18 protein-coding genes are annotated in these 19,945 nt (G+C 51.0%); 1 reads left to right on the top strand and 17 read right to left on the bottom strand.

The features are described 5' to 3' along the window. Positions 1-52: 52 nt before the first annotated feature. The 7 genes from CULFRC11_RS05245 to CULFRC11_RS05210 all read right to left on the bottom strand — a co-directional run bounded on the left by CULFRC11_RS05245 (position 53) and on the right by CULFRC11_RS05210 (position 8,127). On the bottom strand, positions 53-1,438 hold the full coding sequence (locus CULFRC11_RS05245) for an anaerobic C4-dicarboxylate transporter (protein WP_023635640.1): 1,386 nt from the start codon (positions 1,436-1,438) through the stop codon (positions 53-55). Between the two features lie 393 nt (positions 1,439-1,831). Further along, on the bottom strand, positions 1,832-3,454 hold the full coding sequence (gene der, locus CULFRC11_RS05240) for a ribosome biogenesis GTPase Der (RefSeq protein ID WP_013911412.1): 1,623 nt from the start codon (positions 3,452-3,454) through the stop codon (positions 1,832-1,834). Then, positions 3,444-4,163 (bottom strand): (d)CMP kinase, encoded by a 720-nt coding sequence (cmk, locus tag CULFRC11_RS05235; RefSeq protein WP_023635639.1) that lies wholly within the window; start codon positions 4,161-4,163, stop codon positions 3,444-3,446. The genes der and cmk overlap by 11 nt, the downstream gene beginning before the upstream one ends. A gap of 6 nt (positions 4,164-4,169) precedes the next feature. Then, positions 4,170-4,973 (bottom strand): pseudouridine synthase, encoded by an 804-nt coding sequence (locus CULFRC11_RS05230; RefSeq protein ID WP_014836328.1) that lies wholly within the window; start codon positions 4,971-4,973, stop codon positions 4,170-4,172. 373 nt (positions 4,974-5,346) lie between these two features. Continuing rightward, on the bottom strand, positions 5,347-5,973 hold the full coding sequence (gene scpB, locus CULFRC11_RS05220) for an SMC-Scp complex subunit ScpB (RefSeq protein WP_023635637.1): 627 nt from the start codon (positions 5,971-5,973) through the stop codon (positions 5,347-5,349). A 130-nt stretch (positions 5,974-6,103) separates the two neighbouring features. Next, positions 6,104-6,793 (bottom strand): dethiobiotin synthase, encoded by a 690-nt coding sequence (bioD, locus tag CULFRC11_RS05215; RefSeq protein ID WP_023635636.1) that lies wholly within the window; start codon positions 6,791-6,793, stop codon positions 6,104-6,106. 35 nt (positions 6,794-6,828) lie between these two features. Further along, positions 6,829-8,127, bottom strand: a complete 1,299-nt coding sequence (locus tag CULFRC11_RS05210) for an adenosylmethionine--8-amino-7-oxononanoate transaminase (protein WP_031270264.1) — start codon at positions 8,125-8,127, stop codon at positions 6,829-6,831. Between the two features lie 90 nt (positions 8,128-8,217). On the opposite strand from CULFRC11_RS05210, the gene CULFRC11_RS05205 reads away from it, so the two are divergent. Continuing rightward, complete coding sequence (locus CULFRC11_RS05205; protein WP_031270262.1) at positions 8,218-9,732, top strand: peptide MFS transporter; 1,515 nt, start codon at positions 8,218-8,220, stop codon at positions 9,730-9,732. 41 nt (positions 9,733-9,773) lie between these two features. Here the strand turns inward: CULFRC11_RS05205 and bioD (CULFRC11_RS05200) are convergent, their stop codons facing one another. The 10 genes from bioD (CULFRC11_RS05200) to CULFRC11_RS05155 all read right to left on the bottom strand — a co-directional run bounded on the left by bioD (CULFRC11_RS05200) (position 9,774) and on the right by CULFRC11_RS05155 (position 19,938). Further along, positions 9,774-10,379, bottom strand: coding sequence for an ATP-dependent dethiobiotin synthetase BioD (bioD, locus tag CULFRC11_RS05200; protein ID WP_023635633.1), 606 nt, complete (start codon positions 10,377-10,379; stop codon positions 9,774-9,776). A 147-nt stretch (positions 10,380-10,526) separates the two neighbouring features. Beyond that, positions 10,527-11,345: a segregation and condensation protein A gene (locus tag CULFRC11_RS05195; RefSeq protein WP_023635632.1), complete on the bottom strand. Its 819-nt coding sequence runs from the start codon at positions 11,343-11,345 to the stop codon at positions 10,527-10,529. A gap of 10 nt (positions 11,346-11,355) precedes the next feature. Further along, complete coding sequence (locus CULFRC11_RS05190; protein ID WP_023635631.1) at positions 11,356-12,225, bottom strand: ParA family protein; 870 nt, start codon at positions 12,223-12,225, stop codon at positions 11,356-11,358. Between the two features lie 226 nt (positions 12,226-12,451). Continuing rightward, positions 12,452-13,384: a site-specific tyrosine recombinase XerD gene (gene xerD, locus CULFRC11_RS05185; RefSeq protein WP_023635630.1), complete on the bottom strand. Its 933-nt coding sequence runs from the start codon at positions 13,382-13,384 to the stop codon at positions 12,452-12,454. Beyond that, on the bottom strand, positions 13,381-14,049 hold the full coding sequence (locus CULFRC11_RS05180; protein ID WP_023635629.1) for an NUDIX domain-containing protein: 669 nt from the start codon (positions 14,047-14,049) through the stop codon (positions 13,381-13,383). Before CULFRC11_RS05180 ends, xerD begins: the two co-directional genes overlap by 4 nt. 43 nt (positions 14,050-14,092) lie before the next feature. After that, positions 14,093-15,046, bottom strand: coding sequence for a copper transporter (locus tag CULFRC11_RS05175; RefSeq protein WP_023635628.1), 954 nt, complete (start codon positions 15,044-15,046; stop codon positions 14,093-14,095). A 21-nt stretch (positions 15,047-15,067) separates the two neighbouring features. After that, positions 15,068-16,261, bottom strand: coding sequence for a putative cytokinetic ring protein SteA (gene steA, locus CULFRC11_RS05170; RefSeq protein WP_023635627.1), 1,194 nt, complete (start codon positions 16,259-16,261; stop codon positions 15,068-15,070). Positions 16,262-16,354: 93 nt separating this feature from the next. Beyond that, positions 16,355-18,094 (bottom strand): DNA repair protein RecN, encoded by a 1,740-nt coding sequence (recN, locus tag CULFRC11_RS05165; RefSeq protein ID WP_038620970.1) that lies wholly within the window; start codon positions 18,092-18,094, stop codon positions 16,355-16,357. A gap of 66 nt (positions 18,095-18,160) precedes the next feature. Beyond that, a complete protein-coding gene (locus CULFRC11_RS05160) occupies positions 18,161-19,120 on the bottom strand; it encodes an NAD kinase (RefSeq protein WP_023635626.1) in 960 nt (319 codons plus the stop codon). Continuing rightward, positions 19,117-19,938 (bottom strand): TlyA family RNA methyltransferase, encoded by an 822-nt coding sequence (locus CULFRC11_RS05155; RefSeq protein ID WP_023635625.1) that lies wholly within the window; start codon positions 19,936-19,938, stop codon positions 19,117-19,119. The genes CULFRC11_RS05160 and CULFRC11_RS05155 overlap by 4 nt, the downstream gene beginning before the upstream one ends. Positions 19,939-19,945 lie beyond the last annotated feature (7 nt).

Below are 19,945 nucleotides of genomic sequence, written 5' to 3'. Positions count from 1 at the left end.
CTTAGTTAAAACGGATGCTGGACTTTGCGCTAAACCATACGTTTTAAGCTGATTAGAGCAAAATTTGGGCCAAGAGTGTACCTACTACACAGGACGTAATCACGCAGATAAAGCCTGGAATGATAAACGAATGGTTGATCACGAACTTACCAATACGCGTGGTGCCGGTCTTATCAAATCCGATACAAGCGAGATCCGACGGATAGGTAGGCAAAATAAAGTAGCCATAAGCAGCGCCAATAAAGCCAATGACAGTTTCTGGGCTCACACCCAACTTCAAACCAAGCGGAACAATGGCCACGATTGCCGCGCCTTGAGAGTTAACTAGCTTAGAAACAATCAACAGCACAACCGCATATGCCCAGGCATGATTTTGTACCACGCCGCTGAGTCCTTCAACGAGTTTATCCAGGTGCGCTTGGAAGAACGTATCGGCCATCCATGCCACGCCAAACACTGAGAAAACCGCGGTCATACCGGCTTTAAAGACAGTCGTCGAAGCAACTTTTCCAGCATCTGCCTTGCAGAACAACATGATGCAAGCTCCAGCGACAAGCATGATCATCTGGATGACCAGATTCATCGACAGTGCTTTCAAATCACCGTTCTTATCCGGGAAGCTTGGACGTAGCCACTCCGCGGCGCCAAGGATCACCACAAGGACAATCGCAGCAAGGAAGATGTAGGTAGCTCGGTAAGCACTTGGCTCAAATTTCTGACCAATAAGCGAGTGCGAGTCACCGTAAACCGCTTCTTTGAAAGCTGGATCTTTGAGGCGCTCCTGGAATTCCTCGTCCTTATCCAAGTCCTTACCACGGCGCAAAGACCATAGCGCGGCGACAAGAACACCGCTTAACGACGCAGGTAGCGCAACGACAAGAATCTGAGGGATGGAGAAAGCTGCGCCTGTCACTCCCGCATTTTCAGCAAGAATTGATGCGAGAGACACCATAGCCACAGACACTGGCGATGCCGTGATACCCATCTGTGCTGCCGTAGAAGAAACCGCCATGGGGCGTTCTGGGCGGATGTTGGTCTTCACTGCGATGTCTTCAATAATCGGGAACATCGTGTACACAACATGTCCCGTTCCGCATAAAACAGTCAGGGTCCACGTGGTGATAGGGGCTAAAATCGTAATGCGCTCAGGATGCTTACGCAAGATTCGCTCAGCAAACTGCATCATTACGTCCAAGCCTTTGGCCTGCTGCAACGTCGCTGCGCATCCAATCACAGCGATGATCGTCAGCATCACAGATACCGGCGGATCCCCAGGCTTAAGGCCAAAGACGAACGTCAGGATAAGAAGACCGATACCTGAAATTAAGCCTAATCCCATACCGCCATATCGTGTTCCCAGCACGAGGCAGGCGAGAATGAGGATTACTTGGATACTAGTGGCAAACCCCGACATCGGATCGAGGATTGTTGCGAGCATGGATGCTCCTTTCAGCGAAGAACAGACTAGTTTTGTCTCCCAAGGAGAGTCTCAGTCGTTGTCGATCACAGCTTAAAACGCATCAGAATACGTCACAAAACCAATAGATAGAGACATATTTCACTGTCTTTCAATTTTGCAATGCCGTACCTACCAATCCAACTGCGACAATAAAAAACACTGCAAGGACCTGCCAAAATATCCACAAAAAATCATATTTTCCAAAGGCAAACAGCACGGTATGCAATTTTCACCAATCAGAATTATGCAAATTATTCACTTAACTCATGACCACTACCCCCGCCTTGAGGTATTCAATTATTGTGTAAAGCAAAAAATATGAGGCTATATCTCGCCAGGAGAATATAGCCTCATATCTGAACTACAGCAGTATTATTTTTGGGATCGCCTCTCGCGCACCCTCACAGCAATTTTTACCGGAGTTCCTTCAAATCCAAATGACTCTCGGAATTTGCGTTCCAGATAACGGCGATAACCGGCGTCCAAGAATCCGGTTGTAAACAGCACAATCGTCGGAGGCTGAGTAGTCGCCTGGGTAGCAAACAAGACGCGTGGGACTCGCCCGCCCTTCATTGGCGGAGGATTCTGTGCAATAGTCGCACGCAACCAGGTGTTGAGCTGACCGGTACTTACGCGTTTATCCCAGTTTTCTAGAGCCTCAAGCATGTAAGGCTCTAGCTTTTGCAAAGCGCGACCAGTTTTTGCCGAAATGTTAACGCGCTTGACCCATGGGATATGAGCCAGCTGTTGATCGATTTCTCGATCCAACTCCCACCGACGATCCTCGTCCATCAAATCCCATTTATTAAAGACCAGCACTAAAGCTTTGCCAGATTCAAGAATCATCGCCAAAACCCGCTGATCCTGCTCTGATACCGGCTCCGAGGAGTCGATCATGAATACGCAAACCTCTGCAGCATCAATGACGCCACGTGTACGCAACGACGCATAATATTCATGCCCCTGAGCATTTTTAACTTTTTTGCGGAGACCAGCAGTATCAATAAACTTCCATAGCTTCTGGTCCAGCTGTACCAGCGAGTCAACGGGATCAACAGTGGTTCCCGAGGCATTATCTACAACCGAGCGGTCTTCACCAGAGATCTTATTGAGCAGCGAAGATTTACCAACGTTTGGTTTACCTACCAAAGCGACACGACGTGGTCCCTCCACAATCGAAGCCGATCTTGGCTCTTCTGGGAACGCAGCCAGCACTTGTTCTAGGACATCAGCGCCACCACGACCATGTTGCGCGGACACGGGCCACGGATCCCCCAACCCCAAAGCGTAGAACTCTGCCATATCTGCATACTGGCTATCGGAATCAAACTTATTAGCCACGAGTATGACCGGAACCTCAGCACGCTGCAGTTTACGAGCCATCACAGAGTCAGTTTCTGTGATACCGACCTTGGTGTCTACCACCATGATAATAACGTCAGCCGTCGCCATGGCTACTTCTGCCTGTCGAGCAATCGCTCCATGGATGCCTTTTACGTTAGGATCCCACCCGCCGGTATCTTGAACCCAGAATCGCTGACCGCCCCAGTCCGCTAGGTAGGAAACTCGGTCTCGGGTAACCCCTGGGAAATCCTCAACGACTGCTTCTCGACGCCCCAAGAAGCGATTAACCAGAGAAGATTTTCCTACATTCGGACGGCCGACAATGGCGACGGTGCAGAGGTTCTCGCGAGTAACGCCTTCGGCATCGATGCCAAAGCTCCGCTCGAGCTCTTCCCAGTCTTCCTCGTCGTAGTCTTCTCCAAAATCAGGCTCAGCAAACTCCGATTCATCAAAAACAAAGTTTCCCGATTCATCCTTTGAGAACTCAAAGTTGTAATCGTTGTGATCAAAATCAGAGGCTGCGTAGCCGCCACCCGGGACCACTACGTCTTCTTCAGTGAAAACCTCAGCCGCATCCATCTCTCCATGTGGAGTGTGATAGACAAACGTTGTCTCATTATTTTCTTCTTGAGAAATGCGTTTATCGCTCATTGGTATTCCTTTCAGAAGAGCGTTCGATGAGAGTGACTAATGTTTCGATCACTTGCTCAAGGGAAAGTTCAGAAGAGTCTACAATCACTGCGTCGGGGGCAGGTCGGAGTGGATCGACGGCGCGGGTTGAATCAATATAATCCCGTTTTTTTACGTCTTTTAAAACATCTTCAAAAATGACTTCACGGCCAGCGGCCCGATCCTGTTCAAAGCGCCGAGTAGCTCGCACTTCTGGAGAAGCAGTAAGGAAAATCTTTACCGGTGCATCCACTAAAACATTCGTACCGATATCGCGCCCATCAAGGATGCAGCGTCGTGCAGTAGAAGCTAAACGACGCTGCAGCGCAACCAAATTAGTACGGACCGCAGTATTGGCTGAAACGGCAGAAACATTCTGTGTAACCTCAGCACTACGAATTTCCGAAGCAACATCTTCTCCACCAAGCATGACGCTGTGGGAAGCAGGGTCATCGTTGATCGTCAAAGGAAGTTTTTCAGTCGCTTTCGCCACTGCCTCATGATCATTAGGATCAATATTCTGACGCAAAACATGCAGCGTGGCCACGCGATACATAGCACCCGTATCTAAATACTGGGCTCCGAGCTTAGCCGCAATCGCACGGCAGACCGTTGATTTTCCAGCGCCGGATGGACCGTCGATAGCAACGATCAGCCCGTTCCCCGGCATATTAGAGAGCTGTTTATCCATCAAGTTTTACATCCCTACAGCTTTATAAAGGCTCGCAAGCTCGCTGCTGTTCAGTGCCCGCACTGCACCTGGTGTTTGTTCACCTAACTGAATGGTATGGATCTTGGTGCGTACGAGCCTCTCTACCGGGAAACCAGCTGTCTTTAGCATCCGACGAACAATGTGCTTCCGGCCTTCATGCAGCTCAATACGGATAAGAGACTTGCCCTGGTGGGTATCCACAATCTGCACAAAATCAGCCTTTGCAGGGCCGTCGTCTAGCTCAATGCCATCACGCAACTGCTTTACCAGGCGTTTGTCGGCCTCACCTAACACGGTAGCCAAATAGGTTTTGGCCACTTCATACTTGGGATGCATCAGACGGTTGGCTAGTTCTCCGTCATTGGTAAGAAGCAGAAGCCCCTCTGTCGCAGCGTCAAGGCGACCCACATGAAATAAGCGCTGACCAGCAGCAATTCTTTCACCGACGATGTCGCCAACGCATGGTCGTCCCATGTCGTCGCTCATAGTAGATTGCAAACCACGTGGCTTATTGAGCACAAAGTACTGCATGTCTTCATTAACATTGATGCGAACGCCATCAACCCTAATAATGTCCGCATTAGGGTTGACACGAACGCCCTGGGTCAACACGATCTTTCCGTTGACCTCGACGCGACCAGAGTCAATGAGTATTTCTGCATGACGACGCGAAGCTACACCAGCTTGCGCAAGCACCTTCTGCAGGCGAACACCTTCTCCGGTTGCAGCCCCGGTATCACGGTGCTCAACATTTTGCCGCTTAGCCGGGCGAGCATTGGACAGAAGCATTTCTGAAGGACGTTCTTTCTTCTGCTTCTGTGGGCGCGCCTTTTTAGTGGTTTCTACCGGTTTATTATTCCGACGAAATCCATAAGAGTCGCGAGTGTTTTCCCCGGTGCGAGGGCTCTCAGAGCCTCGGGTACGTCCCCCTTGTGCAGCACGATTACCGTTTGTTCGGCTGCTTGTTTCTGTGCGCTTGGGGCTTTCGCCGCGCCTGCCACGGTTGTCTTCGCGGCCCCGACGGGCTCTATCCGGTGTGCCATCTCGGCGAGCGGTTCGTGTCACGATACGTCCTATCGTTAGAAATTGTATGCGGTTATAAAGCACTGGCCACCTTAGCTGAATAACTCGAGACTAGCTAATCTTGGCGTTGCCTGAAGCTCTAAAGAAGCTCATCAATACTGTCCATATCAGGAAGAAGAGGAGCTAATTCTGGTAAACGGTCAAGAGAATCGATACCTAGAAGTTCTAGAAAAAGCTCCGTTGTCTCATAATGGTGAGCGTTGCCGGTTTCAGCAGTATCACCACCCATATCGACTTCTCTAATGAGCCCGCGTAATTGTAGAGTCCGCATTACTCCATCCACGTTAACGCCTCGCACTGCCGATACTTGAGCACGCGTCGCAGGTTGTCGATAAGCTACGACCGCCAGCGTTTCCAGAGCAGCTCGTGACAGCCGCGACTGAGTTCCATCCAATAAAAACTTCTCTACGACTTCCGCGTTTTCTCGAACAGAATATAAACGCCATCCCTCTTCAGACTCACGCAATTCCATTCCGCTGCCCCTATGACGAAATTCCGTAGATATCTCTTGAATAGTCTCCTGCACCATCGCAGAATCAACGTTAAGCGCCCGCGACAAAGCTTCCACGCTCACGGGGGAATCAACGACTAAAAGGATTGATTCGATACGAGAACGCAGCTGAGGGATTAGCCCAAGTCCTCGATGAGAGAAAGAAGCAGCCGAAGCATCGTCTGTTCCAGTATTTTCCGAATGTTCGGTGCTCATATCTGCCTCTTTTTGTTAGTCCAGTGGATGTCTTTATCAAGTCGGTACCGCACCTGGTCTTTTCTCTCCACCACATTAATCTGCTACTGGCCAATCCGACGGGAGAAATCATACAAGCATGTGCGTTCGCCTAAACATTCTGTTGCGAAAGCATCGACTGCAAGTCCGGCAACCCCAGCGAGGAGACAACCTGGGCAAATTCTTCGGGAGACATTCTTCCTGCGTCTTCCGGAAGACATGTCCACAAGGGTACGCCTGTCACGGCACTCATCTCATCAAGGTTAAGTTGGGTAGCTAAATCCGGTTGTGCAGCTAAGCTTCCGCCAATAAGTCCAACAACGTGCAGTCCGCGACGCCGAGCTGCTTCAACAGTAAGCTCCGCCATGTTGAGCGACCCCAAGCTAAGACTCGTAACCACAACGAGGGGTGAGCCTAACGCCACGGCCACGTCTGCCAGCGTGATCTCATCCGCAAGTCGGACCAATAGTCCGCCAGCGCCTTCTACAAGAACAAGCCGATGTGGCGCGTCGAGATCCCTAATCTTGTCCACCAGCACATCAAGATCCAGTTGTTGCATTCCCGCTCGCTTAGCCGCAAGATTAGGTGCCAAGGGCTCCGGATAACGGATAAATTCGATTCCAGCCACACCGGCCAGTTTTTCTACGGTCTCTATATCCCCGCTTCCCAGTGGTTCACCGGTCTGAACTGGTTTGACGGGGACTACTTCGAATCCCGAAGTCGCTGCGTGCAAGGCGAGAGCCGCAGTAGCGATGGTTTTTCCTACATCGGTATTTGTTCCTGTAATAGCTAGGATGGACATGATACTCCAATTCTGTAAAAACTAAGCGAGTACTTCTAGGCACACAAGCGACTCTGCTCAGCGCTGACCACGGCTGTGACGGCCTCGCAGATGCTATCGATGTGTCCATCGGTAGATATAAACGGAGGCATCGTATAAACCAGACGGCCGAATGGTCTCAGCCACACTCCTGCAGCTACTGCGGTCTCCGTAGCCAACCGCATATCCACGGGTTCTTTCATCTCCACCACTCCAATTGCACCGAGTACACGGACATCGGCAACAGCAGGAGATTCTTTCAGCGGCGAGAGCCCTTTAAGAAGCCTTTGTTCAATCTCTGGGACTCGTTTCCGCCATGCCCCCTCAATCACTAGTTCAAGTGCGGCTGAAGCAACTGAACAAGCCAAAGGATTAGCCATAAAAGTTGGTCCGTGCATCAACGCACCCCCGCCACCTGGTGTGTTAATCGCTGCGGCAATCCGCTCTGTTGTGATCGTTGCCGCTAAGGACATAAATCCGCCGGTCAGTGCCTTGCCAACGCACAAAATATCCGGGGTAGCACCCGCACCCGTCGTGGCAAATATTTCTCCAGTCCGACCAAAGCCAGTAGCTATTTCATCGGCGATAAAAACCAAGTCGTGCCTATCGCAAATGTCTCGAATACCTCGGATCAGAGATTCATCGTGGAAGCGCATTCCCCCGGCCCCCTGCACTATAGGCTCGATAATAATCCCAGCTGTCGAACTATTGACATGCGCTTCTAGAGTATCCAGGTACTGTTCCACGTTGCTTCTCGACGCCCCGCGCTCAGGGGGAGCTGGCGCAAAATCGTTGGAAGCGACCCTATCTGCCCACAGTGTGTGCATTCCTCCGGTTGGATCGCACACGCTCATGGTTGCAAAGGTGTCACCATGGTAACCACCCCGCCAGGTGAGCAAACGATGACGTTCTGGATGCCCGATGCCGCGCTGATATTGGTACGCCATCTTCATCGCTACTTCTACAGCGACAGACCCTGAGTCTGAAAAGAAGACTTTTTCTAAACCCTCATCAGTAATGCTCACTAACTTCTGGGCGAGATCAATTGCAGGCGAATGTGTGATCCCGCCAAACATCACATGACTCATTGTTTCAATCTGTTGATGCGCCGCTTCCTTGAGCCTTGGGTGCCCATGTCCAAAAGCTGCTGCCCACCAGGAGCTCATAGCGTCGATAAGCATAGAACCATCGCTTAGCGTGAGGTAAACGCCTTCGGTGGACGCAACAAGCTGCGGCGCTATAGGGGCTGGCATCGCACTATACGGATGCCAGATATGGTCTTGGTCAAAGTGAACTTGCTGCTCGAATGGATTCACAGTCCCACGCTTCTCGTCTGGGGTTAGAGTTTTGAGAACAAAAATCAATTTTTTGCGTTTAACACCATTTTCCGGGCGTTACACGTCATAATGCATATTATGACCCATCTTGAACAACGTTCAACTGTGCATAAAAGTGACTTTTGGCATCACCCCATCGTGGTTCGCTCGATCATCAGCATCGAAGCCTGGGAACGTTTCAGCTTTTATGGCATGCAGGCCATCCTTGGTTACTACCTGTATTACACGACCAGCAACGGCGGACTAGGCTTAGCAAAATCCGAGGCCACCGCACTTATCGGAGCCTACGGGGCTCTTGTTTATCTGTGCACCTTTGCAGGCGGATGGGTAGGCGACAGAGTCCTAGGCGCAGAAAAAACTCTTTTCTTAGGGGCATCGCTCCTTGTCATCGGACACCTAATACTGTCCTTAGTCCACCCCATCCCGGGGCTAGCAACTGGTTTAACGCTCATAGCGCTAGGGTCAGGATTTTTAAAAACAGCAGCAATTACCGTTCTTGGAACTGTTTACAGGGAAGACTCCCACAGCGACGCACATCGTGAAACCGGATTTCAGTTCTTCTACCTAGGGATTCAAGTAGCGGCGGTAGCGGGACCGCTGCTTACAGGTTGGCTAGCGCTTACCTACTCTTTCCACGTAGGTTTCCTAGCTGCAGCTCTCCTCATGATTATCGGCATGGGAGTATACGTGGCTCTACGAAGCCGTGCTTTAGAAGAAATGAGCGAGCAATCACGACAATGCATGCAATCTCCAGCGCATCCGGTGACCAGACGAACAGCGCTCACGATCACATCCTTGGGGATATTGGCCCTCATAATGGTGGTGCTTGCCGTAGCTACGGGGATCTTCACAGCAGCTTCGCTTGCCCATTTCCTCCTCGGCATTACTATCACCGCAGCTGTTTTCCTTATGTTTACTATGTTCCGCTCCCCACATACCACCTGGCAGGAACGCCATAGCATTCTTCATTACATCCCCATCTTCTGTGCTTCGGTGGCTTTCTGGGCCATTATGAATCAGACCTATGGCGTTCTCGCCGTGTATTCCGATGTCCGACTCAATCGCACGATTGCTGGCTTTGAATTCCCCGCTGCGTGGACCCAGTCGCTGAATCCGATCTTCGTTCTTACGCTTTCCATTCCCCTCGCGTATCTATGGGCAAAACTTGGATCTCGTGGTCCCACGGCAGCTACCAAAATCTCCATTGGAGTTATCGTCGGAGGTTCCGGTTTCCTCGTACTCATCCCCTTTGCCGGCGGCGGCCCCAATTCCACGCCACTTCTCATACTTACTTTAAGCATCCTTATCACTGCAATAGGCGAGTTATTCGCAGGTCCTATAGGGATGGCAGCCACGGCAAAGCACGCCCCAGCCTCCTATCGCACCCAATTTTCTGCGTTGTACTTTCTTACAATGTCTATAGGAACCGCGCTTGCCGGAAGCATCTCCTCTTACTATGACTCGGATTCTGCTTCTGCTGAGAGAATCTACTTCTTTGCGTGTGGGTCCTTGGCAATATGTATCGGGTTATGTACGTGGGTGGCTGCACACAAACTTTCAAAAGCAACACCTAATAGGAATTAGGTTGGATAACTTCCTTGCGCAACTCTTAAAGGATCCCGTGCTTACCAATCCTTGGGAAGAAAAATCGTTGAAAGCGCCTGAGCAAACTGCTCAGCTCCCAAAGAACCAACTCCGTCATTGAGGCTTCCCAAAAAAGGCACGCCTGTTGCACGGGATACTTCCACGAGAGTCAAACGCGTACGCAGATCAGCCCCCGAAGGCAATTTCCCCCCTAATAGGCCCGCAACACGAGCACCGCAAGCACGCGCAAAAGCTACCGCCTGCACTGCAAGCCCCACTGCCCCCGAGGCCATGCCCGAAACCACGATCATGGGGGCATTTAACTCTGCGGCAATATCTGCAATCGTTTTGCCGTTTAATAGCGGAACGCTAAGTCCACCAGAACCTTCAAGTACTACGGTAACTCCCGTTTCCGAGAGCTCCCGAACCTTTGCCAGCGGATCTTCTTCAGAAGAAAAATCTTCACCACGAATACCTGTGAGCTTTTCGATTGTGCCGATATCAGCTCCCGCAACTGACGTTCCTAAGCGAGCGACTTTAACGGGAACAACATCTCTCCCCTTTTCTCGAAGAATCTGAACGATCGCTGCCGTCGCGGTGGTTTTGCCTACACCTGTAGCCAACCCAGATACCACAACTACGCTCACGAGTTTTATCCCTCTCGCCGACACTAATAAGCAAACACTCGTTTCCCGATAGTAATCGTTTGCCAGAAACTAGCCATTACTACCCCCGTCGCAGTAGCGCTTACGCCTTTAAATGCACACTAAAAAACTTGGCTTGTTCCTCAACAATTATTCCCAGTTACTTGACGCAACTACCGCCGGATCCACTTCAAGTCCAGTCCATGCCACTGACAATTCAGCTAAGGATTCCTCTTGTACAACACTCACTGCTTGGGCTTTATAAAGCTCTAAAAGAGCTAAGAATCTTCCCACTATATGCATTGAAGCTGTGCAATCTTGCGTCAAAGTAAGAAAAGAAACCCATTCATTTTTACCCGCTAAACGCAGCATGTTCAGAATTTTTCCTGCTTGTTCAGGCACAGAGACAGCTACTTGATGAATGTGCCCTGTGGCAACGGCTTCTGGCGGTTTAGGTCTAAAAACACTCGCAGCAAGCTCGCTAAAAGTCTCAGGAGTATGTCCCAGAACTACCGGTGGCAGTAAACTAGCAAACTGTTCCTCCATAGCAACTGCTCGCGGGAATCTACGACGTGCATCTCGCTGCCATGACGCAAAAATATCGGCGACTTGCTTATACGCCTGGTACTGCAACAATCGCGCAAAAAGAAGATCACGGGATTCCAAGAGTGCTAGGTCTTCTTCACTCTCCATCTCGCCTCTAGGAAGAAGACGAGCGGCCTTTAGATCTAACAGCGTGGCCGCAACCACCAAAAACTCAGTGACCTCATCAAGCTCAGAGTATTCTCCGAGTTGGCGGGTGTATGCAACAAACTCATCCGTCACCTTAGATAATGCAACGTCAGTCACATCCATCTTCTTGGCACTGATCAGTTGCAGAAGAAGATCAAAGGGGCCTTCAAAATTGTTGAGGACAATCCTAAAACCAGTAATTTCTGGTTGATTATCCGGGATACGTGATGTTGCCACGTTCTAAGTTCTAGTTAGTGCGCTCGATGACTTCACGGGCAAGTTGCCGGTACTGATGAGCCCCTTGTGAGTTCGGGGCCCAGGTGATGATGGGTTCACCGGCCACAGAGGTCTCTGGGAACCGGACTGTTCGAGTAATCACGGTGTCAAAGACCCGATCATCGAAAACTTCCACGACCCGTGACATTACCTCGCGAGCATGCGTGGTGCGCCGATCAAACATCGTGACCAAGATGCCCACGATGTCCAGGTTAAAGTTAAGGCGGTCGCGTACTTTGTCCACAGTATCGGTAAGCAAAGCCAGCCCGCGCAACGAGAAATACTCGCATTCCATGGGAATAATCACGCCATGGGAACAGGTCAAAGCGTTAACTGTCAGAAGCCCCAAAGACGGCTGGCAATCCAAAATGATGTAGTCATAATCCTTCATCACAGGGCGCAAAGCACGAGCTAGCGTTTGTTCCCGGCCAACCTCATTAACAAGTTGAATCTCCGCCGCGGACAGGTCAATATTCGCCGGAACTAAGTCAAGGCCTGGAATAGATGTATGATGAATCGCCTGGTGAATCGAGGTATGTTTGTCTACCAGCAGGTTATAAACCGTAATGTCTAGTTCCTCATACGGAATACTCAATCCTGCAGATAAGGCCCCCTGTGGGTCAAGGTCTACGAGTAGAACTTTTCGCCCTAATTCAGCCAGACAAGCACCCAAGTTGATCGTGGAAGTAGTTTTACCCACTCCGCCTTTTTGGTTACACATGGAAATAATCTTGGCGGGTCCATGCTTTTCCAAAGGCGTGGGATCGGGGAACTTTTGGAGCGGACGCCCAGTGAGTCCCATTTTCGAGTCTGATGTATCGAACAGTCCCGAATCACTCATGTCTATTCCACTTCCTTGACAGTCGACGACTCTTACTTCCCGTTCACCCCACCATATGTCCCAACGTCAGTCGGGCCTTATCATCCTCGGCGAGACTACAACCTAAACTACACTGTTGATATTAACCGCCTGAAGAAAGTTCTTGTGTAATCCCCGCAAGACGCGCCGATCAACCTGGGAGCATTCCAGAAATTCAAGCCAAAACCCTTGACTAAAGAAAGCCAACTTAAGCCCTGGGATGCGACTGCGTCCATACAACACGCAAATTATCTGCCGTCACATGCGTATAAATTTGCGTGGTGGTAACGGATGAGTGCCCCAAAAGTTCTTGCACAACACGCACATCCGCGCCACCTTCAAGAAGATGCGATGCATAGCTGTGGCGTAAAGTATGAGGCGAAATATCTTTTTGTATCCCAGCTCTCCGAGCAGAATTCTTAAGTATTTGCCACGCACTTTGCCTAGATAAGGCCCCACCGCGTTTATTCAAAAAGAGCGCGTGGCTCTTTCCTTTTGCCAGCTGTGGCCGCGACCGTACGAGGTAGCGTCGTAACGCTTTTTGCGCCATCGAGCCAACAGGAACGATACGATGTTTGTCCCCTTTTCCTACAATCCGCAACATGCCCTCTGTCTCTTCCAGCGCCATCACTTCATCCACTGTAAGATTCATGATTTCTGATATACGAGCACCAGTGCCGTAGAGCAGCTCGATCAATGCTGCATCGCGTAGATCCTCAGGGGTAGCTACATCGTCCGTAGGAATTGCAGCGATAAGCTCATCGACTTCTGCGATTGACAGGGTGTCCGGCAGATGGCGCCCAGTCGATGGAGGAGAAACCTCGCCCGCTACATCAACGGGTATCAGCCCCTCCATCAATGCAAATTTATGAAGCCCCCGCGCAACTATAAGCGCACGGCCTGTCGACGAAGCAGCCAAAGGCGGCTTACCCGTATCCGGGTCTCCTCGCCGTAGATCAAGAACATAGGACTCAATATCCCGCGAGGTCACAGCGCTCAAATCGTCGATGCCGCGATGTGCGATCCAATCAAGATACCGCTGCACGTCGCGTCGATAGTTGCTCAGGGTGTTAGAGCTAACTCCTCGTTCGATGGCTAAATGCGTTAACCAACGATCAGCGGCTGTCTTAGGGGACGTCATGAAGAAGTTTTCAGGTCGCGATTTTTAACAGCGCCTTTTCTGCGTTCAGCTAACCGAGTAGGACGAAGATCAAAAGGCTGATCTGGGTCTCTAAGAATCCGGGGGGCTGTGCGCTGTGCATGCAGGGCTAAAATCCCCGAGACCGCGATCGAATTAACAATATCCCCGGCAAAAACCATATTGACGGCCTCTGCGAGTGGTACCCACTCCAAAGCCATGTCAGCTTCTTCATCCTGAGCTTCGGGCCGTTCCACATGCGCTAAGTCTCGGGCAAGGTACACACGAACTGCCTCGTCACAAAACCCGGGGCTCGTGACTAGGTCAACTAAGATTTCCCAATCAGCCGCCACAAGGCCGGCTTCTTCCATCAACTCACGCTGTGCTGCGTCAAGGGGCGGTTCATCTGCAACGTCGAGCAAACCAGCGGGAAGTTCCCACAACCGTCGCCCAACGCTATGACGATATTGCTTCACCATCGCAATATTTTGATCTTGAACAGCAACAACCGCGACTGCTCCAAAGTGCTCAACAATCTCACGATGGGCACTGGAGTCATTAGGCATAGTGACGGCATCCCGACGAACCGCCAGAATCGGGGCGTCGATAAGCAACTCAGAGCTGGTAACAGTAAAACGGTGAGTCATAATGCTCAACTTTAATAGCATTCGCGCGTATCGGGGTGCAGACTGCTACGCGCGACAACAATGCTTATTGTTTGTCCTCACTCGGCGCTGGTGCCGTAGCATCAGCGTTTCCTGCAGCACCATAGGCCCCGGCACCACCGGAAAGCTGCTCTTTAAGAGCTAGAACGGTAGCGATTTTTCCCCAGGAACGATCAATAGAATCTACTGAAGAAACCTGAGAGGCAGCCTTTTTATTAGCACGCAATTTCCCTAATGCTCCGCTGTCTGCCGCCATATGAATCCGACCTGCAAACACAACACCGGAACCACGCGAATCAAGTGCTTCTACAAAAGACACTTGGTTTTTCACCGTGAAATCCGCTCCGACACCGTCACTATCTCCACCGAGAACAACAACAGCTTGAGCAGGTAAAATCGTGCCTTCTTCATAGGAAAGGTAACCGCCCTCCCTCAGCGCATTGAGAACCAAGCTTCGCTCATCACGAGTCGCTTGTTCTTTAGCGTCCTGCGGGTTCAGCGTCAAAGCGCTTCCTAGCACCTCACCAGCATGCGTGCCCGGGTCAAGTTTGTCTGTGGATAATTGGGCGCCAGCTGGCAAAACAGTAGAAACGATATTTTTTAGGCCATCCGCTCCATCCTGCGCAAAAAACTTTTCAGTCAATGAGATGGTTCCGGAATTAATCGCACCAGCTCTCTTAAGATCCTCGCTTAGAGCCTTCGCATCCTCGTCCGAAGAATCAGCAGTCCGAATCATAAGAATAGGACGTTCCTTAAGCGTGTCAGGCAAGACCGACGCTGCTAGTTTGTCCACAAAGTGATCTGCACTACTTGCTTGTGCTGCTTGAATATCCGCGCGCTCACGAGCCTCATTACGTTCCTTTTCCAAGGTGAGCCGCTGGTGACTACTTCCGCCCGACAAATTCGGGGATAAGACATAGGTACCCAAACCCAGCCCTATAGCTAAGCCGAAGGCAAGACCTGCGGTAACCGCCGCCGAATGACCAGATTTTCGTGCCATATTCTGCTTTCCTCCTAAGAGCTATTTGAACAACCCTTGGAAAGCCAAGGCAATGTTATTCCACGTATCAATGAGGTTCTGCGTAAAACTCCCGTCACCGGCTGTGCCTGCAATAACAACAACTACAGCAATAGCCACCAAAATCCCGAGGATCGCCCACAGCCAAGCAATACTTCCACCAGAGCGGACTGTGTAAAGCTTCTCGATAGCCTCGGAGTCTACAAGTCGCGCGCCAATCTTTACTCGCGTAAGGAGCGCAGCTGGCGTAGCGTACGTGCGCTCAGAGAAAATAGATTCCAGGTCAAAATGCGCCCCACAATTAACAATCAAGTCCGCACCGTGGAAGTCTGCAAGCAAAAGTGCCAGATCAGTAGCAGTATCTACCGAGGTAGGGAAAGTCATCGCACCGATGCCTAAATCTTGGATACGTTCCAGACCCAAGGCATGCCCATCCGGCTCAGCCGGCAGTATGACACGCGCACCGCTTCTTAAGGCTTCTGCCCCCACGCCTGAAGGATCTCCGACTATATAGTCAGGTTTATATCCAAGCTCCACGAGCGTATCTGCCGCAGAGTCAACACCGATCAACACTGGCTCATACTCACGGATAAAGTTACGTAGATTTTTAACCTGTCCACGGTGCTGCGGTCCAGGACTTACTACAAGAACTTTCTTGCCGCGCAAATTTGCCCCGGTGTCTGGCACCCCTAATCCGTCAATGAGCAACGGAGCTTCAGCATGAATAAATTGAATGGTGTTGCCAAAATATGCTTCCATCCGCTCCACGAGAGACTGCTGTGCATCAACAAATTGTGCCTCTGCACGTGCCTCGTCAAGGACAGATCCTGAAGCGATGAGCTTTTCGCCATAAAAAAGCTGGCCTTCTTGTGTTAGCCGAGCTTTCTTTCCGTCTTTAAGAGTTGTCCAGATATCTACGCCGACACCTTCGACGAGGAGAATCCCAGCATCAAGCAGCATCTGCGGCCCGAAATTCGGAATAACTCCAGTAGAAAACTGCCCTGTGTTCACAACAGCTGCAGGTTTCGCTTCTATCAGCTCTTGGGCCAAAGGACGAGAAATATCCGGGGCATCAATGACTGCGATGTCCCCTTTACTCAGACGTCTAAAGCCTTTTCCTCGCGACGAGCAGTCGCGTGTCACTGCATGAAGGCCCGGAAGGTCAGCGGATCGAGAGAACAGACTCATGGGTTGCATTGTCCAATGAAAACTGCTCAACCTGGTGAGGCGCGCGGAAGATTATCAAAGAATAAGGGAAGAAATACGATCTTTTCTTACACTTATTTCTCTTTAGGTCCGCCACTCCTTGATCTCCGACCGAGCCTTATCCAATAATTCTGTAGCATGCGCCCGACCGCTTTCGGTGTCTTCCAAACCTGCAAGCATACGAGAGAGTTCTTCCACCCGACGCTCATCGCTAAGATCTTCAACCCCCGAGGCGACAGAAGTGTCGCCTACGTTTTTAGCTACATGTAAGTGTGTATCTGCATAAGCGGCTACCTGAGCTAGGTGGGTAACCACGATAACCTGATTCCATTGCGCAAGCCTTGCTAATCGACGTCCGATCTCTACGGCCGCACGACCTCCCACGCCGGCATCGACCTCATCGAAAACAAGAGTTGTACCCCTCGATCCCGCAGAAAGAATCACCTCCAATGCCAACATTACGCGGGACAACTCTCCGCCGGATGCAGAGGACGCAAGTGGCCGGGGCTCAGCGTGGGAATTCGGAGCTAATCGAAACTCAATCGAGTCCATTCCATGCGCGCTAGGCTCAGAACGCTGAATATCCACCGAGAAAACAGCCTTGGGCATAGCCAACCCTTGTATCTCCTCTGTGACTTTAAGGCTCAGCTTTTTAGCTGCTTTAGCTCTAGCTTGAGAAAGTTTTTTATTAACGGCATCGAGTTTCTTGGCTGCACGAGACACTGAACGTTTAAGTTCCTCTAGTGCCTCCGGCGAAACGTCAATAGACTCCAACTTTTCTTCAGCTTTCATCCGCCATCGCAGCACCCCTTCAATATCAGGAGCGTATTTACGGGTAAGAGATTTCAGTGCTTGCTGACGCTGGAGAGATTGCTCCAGTTGGTCTGCATCCATGGGCAGCTCACCCAAGTATTTTCCTAGTTCCCCCGATAGCTCCGCAAGAATTGTGGTGACTTGGTCGAGTTGCTCAGCGATTCCTCTTAACACCGGATCTGAGCTATTGTGCACTGCAGAAAAAGCCTGTCCTACGAGGTCAGAGGCAGCGCCACCGTCGCTATCGGAAAAACCTCCGAACTCACTAAGAGCTTCTGCGCCGTCGATGGCTCCCAACGCAGTAGTGGCCTGATCCCTCAGCTCGTCTACGTCTTGCAACCTGCGGATAAGGGATTGAATTTCAGTATCTTCCCCCGGCTGCGGATCAATATCGGAAATCTCTTTGATGGCAAACTCCAGGCGATCTACCTCCTGAGCGAGTTCCATCCGCGATTTGAGGCGTTCCCGATAATCCTTATCGAGCTTCCGCCAGTTTTTAAAAGCATGAGAGCACTCCTTCAACAAAGGAGATATCGCTGGGTCAAAGCGGTCCAACGCCTCCCGTTGCCGATCCGAATTAAGAAGCCTTAACTGATCATTTTGCCCATGAATCGTGAGGAGTTCTACAGAAAAATCCGAAAGGGTCGCAGCAGGCACAGCCCGACCGCCTAAATACGCTTTTGAGCGCCCCTGAGCGCTCACAGTGCGCGATGCAATGATTTCCCCATTTTCGTCCAGAATCCCGCCAACGGAGGAAACAATCTCACGACCGTGGTCTGCGATAGCTCCACTGACACCATCCAGGGTAAAGCGCCCCTCTACTGCGGCACGCGCTGCCCCCGAACGCACGCGCTGCGCGTCAGCACGGCCACCTGTCAGCAGTCTTAAGCCGGTAACAACCATTGTTTTACCTGCGCCGGTCTCACCCGTAAGGACGGTCAGCCCCCCGCTCAACTCAAGCGAAGCGTGAGGGATAGCGCCAAGATTTTCAATGGCAATGTCTGCAAGCATGCTCACATAGTACATCAACCACCCCACATTATGCGAACACCCGTTCTACTATATGGGGTGAATCTTTTAAGAATCAGAGCAATTCTTTTCCGACAACCGAGCACTTGATGGCCCGCGCCATCCCTCAACAGGAAGTCGCAGTTTAGATACCAAACGATCTGCAAAAGGCAGGTTATCTAATCTCACCCATTTAACAGAACGTTGTCCTTTGCGCGCTTCCGTTCGCGCGCCCGGTGGCATTGCGATTGATCGGAAACCGTCCATGACCGCCATTGCAGGAAAAGAATGTGGCTTGGATTCCACGGCAACCAAAGACTGCGGACTAACAACCAAAGGCTTAGTAAAGAGTGCATGCGCATTGTTAGGCACCACCACGATTGCGTCAAGTTCCGGCCACAGAACAGGGCCACCAGCAGAGAAGGCGTAGGCAGTGGACCCTGTTGGAGTCGAGACAATCACACCATCGCATCCAAAAGAGCTCACGGGACGCTCATCTACTTCTAGCGTTGCATCAAGCACACCACGTCGATTGGTGTTTTCAATACTGACCTCATTAAGCGCCCACCCCCGCTCTAAAAGATTTCCCTCTTGGTCACGCACTTCAACATCCAGCGTCATTCGTTCTTCGACGCGATAGTCACCTTTCATAACACGGTGCACCGCCTCGTCAAGCGAGTCTTTCTCCCATTCAGCAAGAAAGCCAACGTGTCCAAGATTAATCCCAAGAACAGGCAGATCAGCCGCGTGAGCCAGATCAGCCGCTCGCAAGAAGGTTCCATCGCCCCCTAGAACCAAAATAAGCTCTACACCATTTGTTGCGTCTAAGGAATGGGTCACTCTTTCAAATTGGCTAAGCACTGGATGACTGGACACCGTGGTGTCTGACTCAGGCACCAGAATACGAACTGCAATCCCGGCGTCGTCGAGAAGCTCAGCAGCAAGAGCCGCCGTGGCCACATTAGAATCACGGCCTGTATGAGGCACGAGCAAAATAAGGCGTTTTTCAGGGCTATGAAGCAGATTCATTGAGGTCCTTCCATAACAGCTTTATGAACCATTGCGCGGAGAGTATCCGGGCTAGCAGCCGCCTTACCGCCATCTTTTCTCAGCCATAAGAAGAATTCAACATTTCCTGATGGGCCAGGTAACGGCGATGCCACCGCGCCCAGTAAGCTCAGCCCCAAGCTTTGTGCAAACTCGGCGACTTCCACCGTCACGTCTTCTCTCAACTGCGGATCACGCACTACGCCGCCACTGCCCAGTCGTTGCTTTCCTACTTCAAACTGGGGTTTGACCATGGGGACTAAGTCCGCACCATCAGCAAGGCATTCTACAATTGCTGGCAATGTGAGTTTGAGAGAGATGAAGGAGAGGTCTCCAACCATCAAATCACATGGCCCCTGGGTGGCTTCTATGTCGAGGTTTCGTATATTTGTACGATCCAGAACAAGAACGCGATCATCATTTTGCAAACGCCATATGAGCTGACCGTATCCTACGTCAACCGCTACAACTTGAGAGGCTTTACGACGCAAAAGCACATCGGTAAAACCTCCTGTTGATGCCCCCGCGTCCAAAGCTTTCTTCCCCTCAACGACTAACCCTTTGGGTTGGAAAGCCTCAAGAGCTCCAAGCAGTTTATGTGCACCGCGAGACGCCCAATCGTCGATAGCGGATTCTTCAACCCGTATTGATACTTCTGGTTCCACTTGCGTTGCTGGCTTAGTGGCGAGTATCCCCTGGACGTACACCTGTCCACCACGAATCATATCCACAGCATGCTCACGCGAACGCGCAATCTTGCGGCGCACCAACTCAGCATCAAGGCGTTTTCGAGAAGCCACTTACAGT

It is taken from the genome of Corynebacterium ulcerans (assembly GCF_000767685.1).
Taxonomy (GTDB): Bacteria; Actinomycetota; Actinomycetes; order Mycobacteriales; family Mycobacteriaceae; genus Corynebacterium; species Corynebacterium ulcerans.
Note: the sequence above shows the minus strand (reverse complement) of the source record. Positions and strands in the feature narration are given on the sequence as shown.